This window comes from Escherichia sp. WS1118, from assembly GCF_046487695.1.
Lineage (GTDB): Bacteria > Pseudomonadota > Gammaproteobacteria > Enterobacterales > Enterobacteriaceae > Escherichia > Escherichia coli.
In genome coordinates this window covers 39,110-52,052 of record NZ_JBJQIZ010000022.1, presented here as the reverse complement: position 1 = coordinate 52,052, position 12,943 = coordinate 39,110, and the positions used below count along the sequence as shown (strand labels likewise).

General features: G+C 43.5%; 12 protein-coding genes and 5 pseudogenes. 14 read left to right on the top strand and 3 right to left on the bottom strand.

Features of this window, described 5'->3' with window-relative positions; genetic code table 11:
• The 5 genes and pseudogenes from ACJHYO_RS23080 to ACJHYO_RS23060 all read left to right on the top strand — a co-directional run.
• Window positions 1-186: pseudogene (locus ACJHYO_RS23080) on the top strand (hypothetical protein); the annotation flags it as partial.
• On the top strand, window positions 186-464 hold the full coding sequence (gene yacB / locus ACJHYO_RS23075; protein WP_097309154.1) for a type II toxin-antitoxin system toxin YacB: 279 nt from the start codon (window positions 186-188) through the stop codon (window positions 462-464). The pseudogene ACJHYO_RS23080 and the gene yacB, both read left to right, overlap by 1 nt.
• A gap of 45 nt (window positions 465-509) precedes the next feature.
• Window positions 510-1,358 carry a 3'-5' exonuclease gene (locus ACJHYO_RS23070; RefSeq protein ID WP_023154360.1) on the top strand — a complete coding sequence of 283 codons (849 nt, stop codon included), beginning with the start codon at window positions 510-512 and terminating at the stop codon, window positions 1,356-1,358.
• Between the two features lie 116 nt (window positions 1,359-1,474).
• Window positions 1,475-1,957, top strand: coding sequence for a hypothetical protein (locus ACJHYO_RS23065; protein ID WP_001311056.1), 483 nt, complete (start codon window positions 1,475-1,477; stop codon window positions 1,955-1,957).
• A 301-nt stretch (window positions 1,958-2,258) separates the two neighbouring features.
• Window positions 2,259-2,606 carry a DUF6404 family protein gene (locus ACJHYO_RS23060; RefSeq protein ID WP_000142450.1) on the top strand — a complete coding sequence of 116 codons (348 nt, stop codon included), beginning with the start codon at window positions 2,259-2,261 and terminating at the stop codon, window positions 2,604-2,606.
• A gap of 17 nt (window positions 2,607-2,623) precedes the next feature.
• Here ACJHYO_RS23060 and ACJHYO_RS23055 read toward each other — a convergent pair.
• Window positions 2,624-2,809: pseudogene (locus tag ACJHYO_RS23055) on the bottom strand (hypothetical protein); the annotation flags it as partial.
• Window positions 2,810-3,028: 219 nt separating this feature from the next.
• Here ACJHYO_RS23055 and ACJHYO_RS23050 point away from each other — a divergent pair.
• The 5 genes from ACJHYO_RS23050 (at window position 3,029) to cmi (ending at window position 9,784) form a co-directional block, all read left to right on the top strand.
• Window positions 3,029-6,850: an anti-phage transmembrane ATPase gene (locus tag ACJHYO_RS23050; RefSeq protein ID WP_064055658.1), complete on the top strand. Its 3,822-nt coding sequence runs from the start codon at window positions 3,029-3,031 to the stop codon at window positions 6,848-6,850.
• Window positions 6,851-7,381: 531 nt separating this feature from the next.
• Complete coding sequence (locus tag ACJHYO_RS23045; protein WP_000493379.1) at window positions 7,382-7,732, top strand: hypothetical protein; 351 nt, start codon at window positions 7,382-7,384, stop codon at window positions 7,730-7,732.
• 43 nt (window positions 7,733-7,775) lie between these two features.
• A complete protein-coding gene (locus ACJHYO_RS23040) occupies window positions 7,776-8,465 on the top strand; it encodes a hypothetical protein (protein WP_000796228.1) in 690 nt (229 codons plus the stop codon).
• Window positions 8,462-9,253 carry a site-specific integrase gene (locus ACJHYO_RS23035; RefSeq protein WP_000016493.1) on the top strand — a complete coding sequence of 264 codons (792 nt, stop codon included), beginning with the start codon at window positions 8,462-8,464 and terminating at the stop codon, window positions 9,251-9,253. Before ACJHYO_RS23040 ends, ACJHYO_RS23035 begins: the two co-directional genes overlap by 4 nt.
• Before the next feature lie 177 nt (window positions 9,254-9,430).
• Window positions 9,431-9,784 (top strand): colicin M immunity protein, encoded by a 354-nt coding sequence (cmi, locus tag ACJHYO_RS23030; RefSeq protein ID WP_000864812.1) that lies wholly within the window; start codon window positions 9,431-9,433, stop codon window positions 9,782-9,784.
• A 49-nt stretch (window positions 9,785-9,833) separates the two neighbouring features.
• Here the strand turns inward: cmi and cma are convergent, their stop codons facing one another.
• Window positions 9,834-10,649 carry a lipid II-degrading bacteriocin colicin M gene (gene cma / locus ACJHYO_RS23025; RefSeq protein ID WP_410232579.1) on the bottom strand — a complete coding sequence of 272 codons (816 nt, stop codon included), beginning with the start codon at window positions 10,647-10,649 and terminating at the stop codon, window positions 9,834-9,836.
• Window positions 10,650-10,892: 243 nt separating this feature from the next.
• Between cma and cbi the strand changes: the two genes are divergently transcribed.
• Window positions 10,893-11,420 carry a colicin B immunity protein gene (cbi, locus tag ACJHYO_RS23020; protein WP_000203272.1) on the top strand — a complete coding sequence of 176 codons (528 nt, stop codon included), beginning with the start codon at window positions 10,893-10,895 and terminating at the stop codon, window positions 11,418-11,420.
• 17 nt (window positions 11,421-11,437) lie between these two features.
• On the opposite strand, the pseudogene ACJHYO_RS23015 reads toward cbi, so the two are convergent.
• Window positions 11,438-11,605, bottom strand: a pseudogene (locus tag ACJHYO_RS23015) (colicin-B); the annotation flags it as partial.
• Window positions 11,606-11,777: 172 nt separating this feature from the next.
• On the opposite strand from ACJHYO_RS23015, the pseudogene ACJHYO_RS23010 reads away from it, so the two are divergent.
• From ACJHYO_RS23010 to cvaC, 3 genes and pseudogenes are all read left to right on the top strand, one after another.
• A pseudogene (locus tag ACJHYO_RS23010) lies at window positions 11,778-11,981 on the top strand (hypothetical protein); the annotation flags it as partial.
• A 541-nt stretch (window positions 11,982-12,522) separates the two neighbouring features.
• Complete coding sequence (cvi, locus tag ACJHYO_RS23005; protein WP_014640552.1) at window positions 12,523-12,759, top strand: colicin V immunity protein; 237 nt, start codon at window positions 12,523-12,525, stop codon at window positions 12,757-12,759.
• Window positions 12,737-12,934: pseudogene (gene cvaC, locus ACJHYO_RS23000) on the top strand (colicin V); the annotation flags it as partial. The gene cvi and the pseudogene cvaC, both read left to right, overlap by 23 nt.
• Between the last annotated feature and the right edge of the window lie 9 nt (window positions 12,935-12,943).

Here is a 12,943-nt window from a genome sequence, read left to right as displayed (position 1 = left end):
CGATTACGTCTGGCGGCAGAGCCGCAGACTGGAAGACGGGAAGTTTCGGCCCTTACGGATGCCCGGAAAACCTTAGCGTACGATTTTTTCCGAATTCTGCGGGCTCCCCTACTTCCCCATGACATGGTCGAATCTTCCGCTGCTGCATGGCGGGATGAAATGAGCAGGAAAGTCGCCGGTAAATGATGGAGATATTCTGGACCATGCTGGCCAGCCAGGACAGGAAGCGCATTCGTGAGTACATTGCGGAGCAGAACCTGATAGCCGCCATTGAACTGGACGAACGGATTGGTTATTCAGCCAGCAACCTGGCCGGGCAGCCGTATAAAGGCCGCAACGGTCGTGTGGAAGGTACCCGGGAACTGGTTATTCACCCGCATTTTGTTCTGGTTTATGAGGTCGACAGCCAGTGGGGAAAAGTGTATATCCTGCGAGTATTGCATACTGTACAGAAGTGGCCATAGAGGGGCTGTCCGGATATAAAAACGTCTGACGGAGATGCAAGAACCATGAATAATGATGAGCTGGTCACCAGACGTGCGCAGGCGATTGCCGAAGACAGGTGTTTCTCGAAAGGACGTCTGCGCGATGAATTCAGAATGAAGCCAGCCCCCGGTGCTGAGCCGGTTAAGTGGTATAAAAATAGTTATGGTGGCAGGTTCGCTGTATACCGAATTGCAGACTGTGTTCCGATGCGTGAGAAACGCCCTCTGACGAGTAAACAACAGCTGGCTGGCCAGCGGCTTTCCGTTTTATCCCGACTAAACAGCACCAGTGGCCGGATGGCACGGCAGGCATATGACTGGCTGAGTCTGGCACCACTCTTTCTGGATACTGAAACGACAGGACTGGATAATACCGCGGAAGCCCTGGAAATCGGCCTGACCGATGCGGCCGGTCAGGTGGTATTTGAAACCAGACTGAAGCCCACGGTCGCCATCGGGGCGCAGGCCGCCGCTGTGCATGGTATCAGTGAGCAGGCTCTCTGCGGCGCACCATCATGGACAGATGTGGCGCGGCAACTGCGGCATGCAATCGGAGATCGACCAGTAATTATCTTTAATTCCCGGTTCGACATCCGCATTCTGAAACAGACTGCGGCCGCACATAGCGATCCGGCTGACTGGCTGGAAGAAATGACGGTATATTGTGCGATGGAGCTGGCTGCAGGATATTATGGGGCCACCAACCGCTATGGCACGATTTCACTGGCCTGTGCTGCCAGCCAGGCCGGACTGACCTGGGAAGGGCAGGCACACTCAGCGATCGCCGACGCACGGATGGCGGCAGGGGTGGTAAACGCTATTGCTGCATATCATCTGGAACTGCTGCAGGAACAGGCCCGGCTGAAAATCTGACCGACTGGCCTGTATACCGCAATCATTTACGTTATCCAGACGTAAATCCGCCGCTTGTTACTGTCAGTATGTTAATGCTAATGTATGCGTACATTAGCATTAATGAGGGATGATATGTGAGAAATAAAACCAGGGAGGCCATGCGGCTTTTTTTAGGCGGCAGGTGCTACACGGCTGAAAAACTTGAAAAGGATTATCTGGCTGAAGTGGCTAATTACAGTAACGACCGCTGGGAAGCACCGCAACGTGCCGCACGCCTGGCTGCCAGCGTAAAGCGTTACAAGACATCAGAAATGCTGCGCTTTATTTTTGCTACCATTGCCTATGATCCCGATCCAGATTTAACCCCGCTGACTGTGAGACGTTTGTGCAAGGCATTGTTCGGCAGAACCGGAAGCCAGTGGCTGGTTGTTGAAGTTTTTGGGGAGAAGGGGCGTCAGCACCGCAGCGCGGACAGCAATCCGGAGATGGTGGAAAAAATGGCTGCCAGATATCGTCATGCCGCCGAACTACACTGGTCCGCAACGCTGGCAGAAATTGAACGGGTAAAGCGGCTTTATCAGACGAAAATTAAGAAATCCAAAAAAGAAGTGGGTTGACTGCCATTGTTATTCTTTTCCTTCATCATTAATGCTAATGTATGCATACATTAGCATTAATGTATGGTGCGTTAAACGTACAATAATTTCGAATATCCAAACTGATCTCATACACGCTTGTAAGCGGCCCTCACGGCCCGCTTACGCGGATTAAGATAATATTTCCTGTTCATCAGCCGGCCTCCTGTTCTCCCTTTCTTTTGTCAGTGTACCGGTGCATGACAACATAATCACAGCATGATAATAATAATCAATAACAATAAGCTGTGTCACGTTTACATCATGGAACGGAGGTGCTCCTGTGACCTTTGAGCAGAAAAAAGCCCGGGCCATTGCCCTGATGGACAGCAAAAAGATGTGGCGGAGCAATTATGCCCCTCCTCTTCTGCGTATTCTCTGGCGGCTGGGTATCCGGCTTCCGCCATTACCCTTTATGCCGTTCTGGCAGGTCACGGTGCTGACGGGGGGCTTATGGGGCATTTCCTGGGGATGTGCAATGTGGTTTATCTACTGGGGGCCGTCAGGAATGGTGGCAGGTGAGGCCATTATTATAAGTATCACGGGGGGTTTTTTGTTCGGACTGCTCATGGCCTCTTTCCACTGGTGGCGCAGGAAAGTTAAGCGGCTGCCATCATGGGATGATGTGTAAACCGTGCTGGCATGTTTTTACGGAGTGACGCTTTCATTAACCTGTACACGAACTTCTATTCCGGCATCATGACAGGCCTGCAGCCACTGCGCCACTTCCAGCGGATCGCCCTCCCGGCGTACCACTCTGCCTTCTTTATTCCATAACTGCAGACAGGTGCTGCCGTCGAGACGCACCACAAAATCTCCACGGCAGGCCTGATAGGGGTTTGAGGGCCAACCGTACGAAAACGTACGGTAAGAGGAAAATTATCGTCTTAAAAATCGATTTATGCTATCACAGTCGTCTCTTCAGGTAAGTACGGTTGCCTTTGCCTGCTTTCTTCTCGTCTGGTTAAGTTAAGAAATTCAGAGATCCATGCTTGAGATAAAAGCGGAATAAAACCAGTAAAATGTAACTAAAACAACAACGGAATTGTATCAATGATAATGTCCACACCGTGGCTGACACCGATCGTTGCCGATAGTGATCATGCTGAGGCAAATGCAGTGAGCTATGAAGCACTGACTCCGACAGAACTCGACTCAGATAAAGCAGGCTGTTATATCAGCGCGCTTAATTATGCTTATGAACATCCGGATATCCGGAATATTGCTGTTACCGGGCCGTATGGGGCAGGGAAAAGCTCAGTATTAAAAACATGGTGCAAAGCTCACAATGGGACACTGCGGGTGTTAACCGTTTCTCTTGCTGATTTTGATATGCAGAGACATGTGGATGAAAGTAATGGGGACAGCAGTAGTGACGAAGGGACGAAAAATACTGGTAGTGTTGAAAAATCTATTGAATACAGTATTCTGCAACAAATACTCTACAAAAATAAAAAGCATGAGCTTCCCTGTTCCCGCATTGACCGTATATCAGATGTGACTGCGGGACAAATATTGCGGTCTGCGTCTTTTCTGACAGGAACCATTTTACTGAGTGGAGCTGCTTTATTTTTCCTTGCGCCGGATTACGTTACAACAAAGCTATCTTTGCCGGGAGCATTCGCCCGTTACCTTCTTGAATGCCCGTTTGGGGTGCGTGTGTCCGGTGCAGTGGCATCTGTGATGGGATCGTTATGCCTGCTTTTGAACCAGTTACATCGTATCGGTATATTTGACAGGAAAGTAAGTCTTGATAAAGTGGACCTTCTGAAAGGCGCTGTTACAACCCGGGCATCATCACCTTCTTTACTTAATGTCTATATTGATGAAATTGTCTATTTTTTTGATTCGACTAAATATGATGTAGTGATATTCGAAGATCTTGACCGTTTTAACAATGGCCGGATTTTCGTGAAATTGCGGGAAATCAATCAAATTATTAATAACTGCCTTTCTGACAGAAAACCTGTAAAATTTATTTATGCTGTCAGAGATGGTATTTTCAACTCAGCAGAGTCAAGAACGAAATTCTTTGATTTTGTTATGCCTGTTATTCCAGTGATGGATAACCAGAATGCTTATGAGCATTTTGTTAAAAAATTCAAAGAAGAAGAGATAAATAATAACTTAAGCGAATGTATTTCTCGTATTGCGACATTTATTCCCAATATGCGTGTAATGCATAATATTACAAATGAGTTTCGACTCTATCAGAATTTAGTCAATAGTCGGGAAAATCTGGCCAAACTACTTGCCATGATAGCATATAAAAATCTCTGTGCGGAAGATTATCATGGTATAGATAGTAAAAAAGGTGTTCTTTATCATTTTATTCAAAGCTACTTAGACCATGAAATTCAGAATGAATTATTACATTCTGCAAATAACGAACTTGAGGATATGGCACAGTCACTTGTAGCGATAACAAATGAAAAACTCGCAAACCGGGAAAATCTGCGCGAAGAACTGCTCATGCCTTACCTTAGTAAAAATTATAGCGGCGCGCTTGTTTTTTATACAGAAGGAAGGCAAATAAGTCTTGATGATTTGATACAAGATGAAGATGAATTTCTCATGCTTTTAGATAAGGAAAATATTCAGGTCGTTACCCCCTATAACAGACAAATTTTTCTCATGATAAATCAGCGGGATACAGAAAAACTGAAGCAGCAGTATGAAAAACGATGCCATTTAATTGAAACTAAATCTGTTGATAATATAACCAGAGTGAAAAATAATATTTCCAGTCTGGAGTCATTGAGGACCGAAATTCTTTCCGGAACTGTAGCTGATATAGCAGAAAAGATGACAAATGAAGGCTTTGTTGCCTGGATAAAGAAGAAAGAGGATACAGGTGTCCTGACGATTCAGTCGGAACATGAACAGATTGACTTTATATTTTTTCTGTTATCAAGTGGTTATTTATCAACAGATTACATGTCCTATCGCTCAATCTTCATTCCCGGAGGGCTGAGTGAGACAGATAATTTATTTCTTAAGGATGTTATGTCTGGTAAAGGTCCGGAAAAAACATTCTCATTCCATCTTGATAACGTTAATAATATTGTTGAACGACTCAAAAAGCTGGGGGTTCTGCAGCGTGACAATGCTCAACATCCTGCTGTTATCAGATGGCTGATTGATAATGACCCTGATACCCTGAAAAACAATATAATGGCATTACTGAGTCAGACGGGTAGCCAGCGTGTGGTTAGTTTGCTGATGTTGATGCAGAACGATTTCACAACGTATGTTCGCCTGCGTTACCTGGAGATTTTTATGTCAGATGAACATATACTGAACAGATTGCTGGCACATTTATGTGCGTCAGAAGAACGCACACCCGAGCAAAAGTTTTTTGTTCAGGAAATAGCGGCACACCTGTTATGCCTGACTGAAAAATCAAATATCTGGCAATCGGTTGAGATTAATAAACGTATCGGTGAACTTATAGATTCCTCCCCAATTCTTATTACTGCTGTGCCAAAAGGATATGGTGATGCGTTTTTTGAAGTGTTGAAAGATAATACACTTTCAGTTTCATATATTCCAGGTGATGTGGGAGACGAGAAGTGTTCTGTTATCAGGAAAATTGCGGGTGCAGGATTATTCAAATATTCCGTCAGTAATCTTAAAAATGTTTATCTTTGCCTGACGCAAGACAAGAATGAAGAAAGAATGTCATTCTCTCTTTATCCGTTTCATTGTCTCGAGTCCCTGGCTATTTCTGAATTAACAGAAGTTCTGTGGACTAACATAGAAGATTTTATTTTATCGGTATTTATTGAATCGGAAGAGATTGATCGTATTCCTGAATTGCTGAATTCTTCTGAAGTCTCAATGACTGTTGTTGAACAGATTATAGCCAAAATGGATTTTTGTATAAATAATCTGGATGATATTATTAATCGTTCAGAGTGTGCGGACAATAATGCTTCAGGGAGAAATATCTATAGCATGCTGTTGCAGCATGACAGGATTTTTCCATCCTTTGATAATATTATTCATTTATTGCATGATACATCAATTAATACTTCCGGTGAACTTGTTCAGTGGGTAAATGAGAAACACTTTGAATTTGAACCATCTGATATAGTCATAAATGATACAGGAATATTTAATAATTTTATTTCTGAATTAATTTGCTCGCCAGTCATTTCAGAAGAAGCTTTACTGAAAGTACTGAGTAATTTAAACGTTGTTATTATCGATGTGCCTGAAAACATTCCATTGCGAAATGCTGAACTGTTATGTTCAGAGAAAAAACTGGCACCGACAGTTAATGTCTTTACGGTGTTGTTTAATGCTCTCTGTGGAAATGTTGATGATATTAACAGGATGAATACTCTGCTTGGTAACCTTATTGCCCAGCGTCCTGAGATTATTACCCAGGAGCCAGAAGATATTTTTTATATCGAGGGTGACTTTGATGAAGAACTGGCAAGCGAACTTTTTCGTCACAAGCTAATCGGTATGAATATAAAAGTTGCCGCTTTACGCTGGTTGCGTGATAACAAACCGGGAATTCTTGATAAGAGCTACCTGCTGTCATTAGATATTCTGGCAGAACTGAGTCCCTGGATGGGTGACGATGATCTGCGCCTGACACTGCTTAAACGTTGTCTGGTTGCCGGGGATGCTGGCAAAGACGCGCTTTGCGTGGTGCTGAACAGTTTTGCTGATGAGAGCTATCATGGACTGTTACCACATGACAGGTTCAGGAAAATCCCTCACTCCGTGGATTTGTGGGAAGTGGCCGAATTAATCAGCAATCTTGGATTTATTCAGCCGCCAAAAATGGGGTCAGGGCGTGATGAACACAAAATTGTTATTACTCCCGTACGCTATGTCCGTGATGTTGAGTTTTATGACTGAGCATCATTGATACGGTGTTTTAATTGCCTTAAATACAAAAATAAAAACAGATTAATGCTTAATGTGCATTAATCTGTTTTAGTTATCAATGGCTGTTAATTATTGTTAATTTTACATTAATCTTTCTTTTTCTTCAGGAAGATCCGAAAACTCCTAGTTACGGATCTTCCTCTCCCCCCACACAACGCCACCTCCTGTCAGCACAACATGTGGTATCTCATTCAGCTGCTCATGACACTATATGTTGTGTCATCTCCCTGACCTGTGATGCGCCGCGCAGGGGCGGAAAACAGCGATATGATTATTTTCTCAGCGTGGTACACTTCCGGAAAGTTGTGATATTCCGGAAAGTCGGATCTGACGGAAACGGCTCTCCGGTAATTTAACTGCGTTTCTATATGGCTACTTATTATTTCAGTATGTGAAATTCATTTTTTGTGAAAGTCACTGTTCTCAACAGAGTGGCACTCATCTGGCGATGATTGAGGTGTGGTAAAATTGCACGGCTAACTATTCAACTGAGGAAAGGACATGTTTACTGCATTCAATGAGAGAAATGATTTCAGTTATGCTTTTGAAAAAATCCGTAATGCGATTTCCGCGCCAGGAGAAAATAATGTTTATGCTGCAACAGAATTAGGTCTTGGCATTCTGCTCCGTAAATACGAGCAGTTTCGCCGGGAGCTGGATGCGGCCGGTGAGCTGGGAAACTGGGAATATGATCTCGATACCTACAATCACTGTATTGCGGTGCTGCAACGTTACTTCACCGGCAATCCATCCGGGCTCACAGAACGTGATGCCCGGATTTACAGCCATTACCTGCAGACTGAGCACAAAGGCTTTGTGAAGCTGGCTGAAGAACTGGCTGCCGACCGCTGAATACATACAGAAGGCGGGATTTCTCAACAATAAAGGAATAAACATGGCTGACTGGTTTATTGCGACCGAAGGCGTGAAGGTGGTGAAGGACAGCGCCAGTCTGGGGCCGCAGATAATTACAGCTGTATCGACCATCGCATCTGCTGTCGGAGCGGTGTTCCTTACTCACCACTTCACACTCAGACGTGAGGAGAGAACTGCAGCAGCGAAGCTGGCCAGCGAGCGTCTTTACATTAGTACAGAGCTGGTTTTTTTACTTGAGCGATTTGCGCAGCGTTGCGCTCCAGCAGCAACAGCAACTGTGGAGCACGATCAGGATGGCAGAGGAGAAGCTGAGTTCTTATTACCGGAAATCGATTATTCCCCGGTATCTGGTAACTGGCGCTCCCTTCCTTCTGGCCTGATGTATAGGCTCAGCGAACTCTCTGTTCTCAGCTACGAAGCTGTCGTGTGTGTAGATAATGTGTTTGTTGAAGATACTCCTTATGGTGGAGCGGGTGAATATAGTTTGCATAAAAACGCAGCTATGTTGGGAGTAAAAGCACTGCGGTTATCACGAGAACTGAGAATGTTATGTGGCCTCCCTCTGCACGGCCTTTCCGATACACTATCGCCAACGAGGTTGGTATTGTTGAAAGCCAGAGGTAAAACACTCCAAAAGGAGTACGAAATGGTAAAGAAGTCTAAAAAGACCGAGCAAGAGATTGAGGATTTCATAAAGGGGACATCATGAGTGGCCCACAATTGCTTTCCCTGCCTGGTTCTTTTTTAACGCCTCCGGCAACATTACCTGTTGCCATTGATTACCCGGCTGCGCTGGCACTACGTCAGATGGCACTTGTGCAGGACGAATTACCAAAATATCTGTTGGCGCCGGAGATCAGCGCCCTGCTCCACTATGTACCGGATCTGCACCGCAAAATGTTGCTGGCCACCCTGTGGAACACGGGCGCACGTATAAACGAAGCGCTGGCGCTGACGCGGGGAGATTTTTCTCTGGCGCCGCCATATCCGTTCGTACAGCTGGCCACGCTCAAACAACGGACTGAAAAAGCGACCAGAACGGCAGGCCGTGTCCCTGCTGGCAGTCAGGTGCATCGCCTGGTTCCCCTGTCCGATACACAATACGTCAGCCAACTGCAGATGATGGTGGCCACGCTGAAAATCCCACTGGAGCGCAGAAACAAACGAACCGGAAGAATGGAGAAGGCGCGCATCTGGGGAATCACCGACCGCACAGTTCGCACCTGGCTGAATGAAGCTGTAGAGGCCGCTGCGGCCGACGGCGTGACGTTCTCTGTTCCGGTTACCCCACATACTTTCCGCCATTCCTACGCGATGCATATGCTGTATGCTGGTATTCCGCTGAAGGTGCTGCAGAGCCTGATGGGGCACAAGTCGATTAGTTCGACAGAGGTGTACACGAAGGTGTTTGCGCTGGATGTGGCTGCACGGCACCGGGTGCAGTTTTCGATTCCTGAGTCCGATGCTGTCACAATGCTGAAAAACAGACACGCATAAGTCACAAATCATAATTATGAATTGTGATTTATTCTATAAAAGAAGAGACCACTGCAATATGTGATCTCTTGTATTATTTCATAATTGTTAAAGCCACTTCACAGTATGCTCACATTGTACGGATATATTCGTAATGTTTTTTTATATCGAATGAACGACAGAAGTTGTGGAGATTTTATGAAAGTAATTAGCATGAAATTTATTTTTATTTTAACGATTATTGCTCTTGCTGCTGTTTTTTTCTGGTCTGAAGATAAAGGTCCGGCATGCTATCAGGTCAGCGATGAACAGGCCAGAACGTTTGTAAAAAATGATTACCTGCAAAGAATGAAACGCTGGGACAACGATGTACAACTTCTTGGTACAGAAATCCCGAAAATTACATGGGAAAAGATTGAGAGAAGTTTAACAGATGTTGAAGATGAAAAAACACTTCTTGTCCCATTTAAAGCTGAAGGTCCGGAGGGTAAGAGAATGTATTATGGCATGTACCATTGTGAAGAGGGATATGTTGAATATGCGAATGACTAATACACTGTTATAAAGGCTGCATAAAAAGGCCGGAATCCCGGCCCTTATATTATCGCTTACCACTTTCTTTAATGTGAATTTCACCAGGAAGCAGTATCTGGTACTCTTTACCAGAAAACATCGCCCCGAGCCTTGTGAGCGACTCTCCGATGACGCCACGGTGAGTGCTGGCGTTAAAATCGTATTTATCATCATATGAACGAACAACGCCATTGTAAGTCCAGGAGCCATTGGCAGAGATAGTTAAAGTACCTTCTTTTTTCAGTGTGATATTACCAAGATATGCACCGGTAATAACATTATAATCACCAGTGGCATGTGTGAACTTTGTAGAAACAGGGAATGTACCTACTACACCAGATTTTATAATGTCTTTTATCTGATTAATTTTCATAGGGGAAATTTTAAGACCAATGTTGGCGATATTAACGCTCCTTTCAGCGCCATTACCCCATAAATAGTGAGCAAGCGCCACAATTGGTGTAGTGACATTACCGCTCATTTGTTTCATATTCATTGAGCGATAGTCATATTGACTTGGCGCTGGTTTTGAGAAGTGGTAAGCGTCATAAACGCTTATTCCAGGGTGAAGAACCAGATTTCGGTCGGCGTTACAGAAGTAACCAATATTTGTCGATATGATCTGCAATGTGAGAGGGTTGCTAGCCCCATGTTTTTTGATGTAATCCTCAAGTTGAGTTAAAGCCTGAAGACACATGTTTGGACTCTGGAAAAAACTATAAACAACCTGGACTAAAAGAGGTCCAGCACCAGGAACATGCGGTGCTGAAAGAGAAAATGCACCATTGCCATAACTTGGTAAGTTAGTTGATGGTGATGGTGCATGAACAGTTAAGGTTTCCATACATAACTCCTTATAAGTTAATAAGATAATAGAGTTCGCGGCTGGCTAACGCTTACACCGGCGAACGAACCCCATGAGAGAGGCTCCCCATAACATTGTTTGCCGGATATGCCGTTAAAAATGGTAGGGAAGCACCTGAACTACCATATATAAGATATATATCTGTACACTCCATTAAATACTGGAAATATATTGAGAACTCTGATATATAATCTATATATAAAAATACAAAAAGGTATATATATGACCAGCAATAAAGATAAGAACAAGAAAGCAAACGAAATATTATATGCATTTTCCATAATCGGTATTATTCCATTAATGGCTATATTAATACTTCGGATAAATAATCCATATTCTCAAGTGCTGTACTACTTATATAATAAGGTTGCATTTCTCCCTTCTATTACATCATTGCATGATCCCGTCATGACAGCACTTATGTCAAACTACAACAAGACAGCACCAGTTATGGGTATTCTCGTTTTTCTTTGCACATATAAGACAAGAGAAATCATAAAGCCAGTAACAAGAAAACTTGTTGTGCAATCCTGTTTCTGGGGGGCCGTTTTTTATGCCATTCTGATTTATATCACACTGTTCTATAATCTGGAACTAACAACAGCAGGTGGTTTTTTTAAATTATTATCTCATAATGTCATCACTCTTTTTATTTTATACTGCTCCATTTACTTTACTGTTTTAACCATGACATATGCGATTTTACTGATGCCATTGCTTGTCATTAAATATTTTAAAGGGAGGCAGTAACACTGCCTTCCTTTTAATTATTTTATGATCTTGTGATTCAACTCATCAACAAATTTATCATCGATAAATGCACCAATAGCACCTGCAATAACTACGCCAACAAAACCAACAACTGTGGCCGGAAGACCAAAGGCTATAAGGGCCGAGCCTAATGTCAAAGAAAACAAACTAAGATCTACAGCAGCTGGTTACGAACTTAATGGCCAGACTATTTATGTATTGCTCCTGTGGCACACACGAGAAAACAGGTAGATTGTGTGTGGGGACAACTTAACATAGCCTGCAGATATTAATTCTGGAACATTATTATCAGGCCAGATATTTTGCATTCCATTAAATAATCTTGTAGGAGATAAAATGAATTACGATGAAATAACGAAAATTACCGCTGAACGTATTAGCGACTACATGACTGAAGCAGTTAATACAGACTCTATAGCCGTTGCGGAAATGTTTCATAACGCTGCATGGGGAGTGCGAACATTGTGGTTTGAACTCGTCACAAAAATAGATATAGATATACATAAAAAGAACAGGTATGCGAGTTATGATCTTAGAAGGAAAATCGAAATGCAGCATGAAGAGTTTCAGAAAATGACAGAGCGTGAGCAAGTACCTTTATTGAAATCGCCAGAATGATGTTCAGCGACTTCGCCCAGGTATTTTCTTTCGCCCCTTTTATGCCCTGCCGGACATTGTATAAATGTAGGGCGGGCCGCTTGGAATTCGGAAAATAAACCACGTTAAGACTATTTTTTAGTCAAATGACTTTCAGGAATCGCCAGAATGGCGGGACAACAGCGGTTTTGGTGTCCGAAATCGTACAATTCTGAACATCTACGCAAGGGAATGTACGGAAGTAAGCCAAATGGTTATCGGACGGTAGGAGCATTTCGTACATCCTTTACGTTCAGTGAGTTAGCTGGCTTGGATGTAACCACTCGTTCAACTCAATTCTCTTGACGTGGGGAAATCCGTTTTCCAAGCGGACCCCTTATAGGGGGTGAGGGCCCCCTCCCCTTCACTCTTGACTATGTGAACGATAATCATTATCGTTAGTGTTTGTATGGTAATGGGATAGAAAGTAATGGGATAAAAAGTAATGGATAGAAAAAGAACAAAATTAGAGTTGTTATTTGCATTTATAATAAATGCCACCGCAATATATATTGCATTAGCTATATATGATTGTGTTTTTAGAGGAAAGGACTTTTTATCCATGCATACATTTTGCTTCTCTATATTAATGTCTGCAATATGTTACTTTGTTGGTGATAATTATTATTCAATATCCGATAAGATAAAAAGGAGATCATATGAGAACTCTGACTCTAAATGAATTAGATTCTGTTTCTGGTGGTGCTTCAGGGCGTGATATTGCGATGGCTATAGGAACACTATCCGGACAATTTGTTGCAGGAGGAATTGGAGCAGCTGCTGGGGGTGTGGCTGGAGGTGCAATATATGACTATGCATCCACTCACAAACCTAATCCTGCAATGTCTCCATCCGGTTGGTAATGA

What these genes read in the sequence shown, in the direction of transcription:
- ACJHYO_RS23050 (WP_064055658.1), top strand. Translation starts at nt 3,029, where the DNA reads ATGATAATGTCCACACCGTGGCTGACACCGATCGTTGCCGATAGTGAT.
- cmi (WP_000864812.1), top strand. Translation starts at nt 9,431, where the DNA reads ATGAAAGTAATTAGCATGAAATTTATTTTTATTTTAACGATTATTGCT.
- cvi (WP_014640552.1), top strand. Translation starts at nt 12,523, where the DNA reads ATGGATAGAAAAAGAACAAAATTAGAGTTGTTATTTGCATTTATAATA.
- cma (WP_410232579.1), bottom strand. Translation starts at nt 10,649, where the DNA reads ATGGAAACCTTAACTGTTCATGCACCATCACCATCAACTAACTTACCA.
- ACJHYO_RS23040 (WP_000796228.1), top strand. Translation starts at nt 7,776, where the DNA reads ATGGCTGACTGGTTTATTGCGACCGAAGGCGTGAAGGTGGTGAAGGAC.
- cbi (WP_000203272.1), top strand. Translation starts at nt 10,893, where the DNA reads ATGACCAGCAATAAAGATAAGAACAAGAAAGCAAACGAAATATTATAT.
- yacB (WP_097309154.1), top strand. Translation starts at nt 186, where the DNA reads ATGGAGATATTCTGGACCATGCTGGCCAGCCAGGACAGGAAGCGCATT.
- ACJHYO_RS23070 (WP_023154360.1), top strand. Translation starts at nt 510, where the DNA reads ATGAATAATGATGAGCTGGTCACCAGACGTGCGCAGGCGATTGCCGAA.
- ACJHYO_RS23045 (WP_000493379.1), top strand. Translation starts at nt 7,382, where the DNA reads ATGTTTACTGCATTCAATGAGAGAAATGATTTCAGTTATGCTTTTGAA.
- ACJHYO_RS23035 (WP_000016493.1), top strand. Translation starts at nt 8,462, where the DNA reads ATGAGTGGCCCACAATTGCTTTCCCTGCCTGGTTCTTTTTTAACGCCT.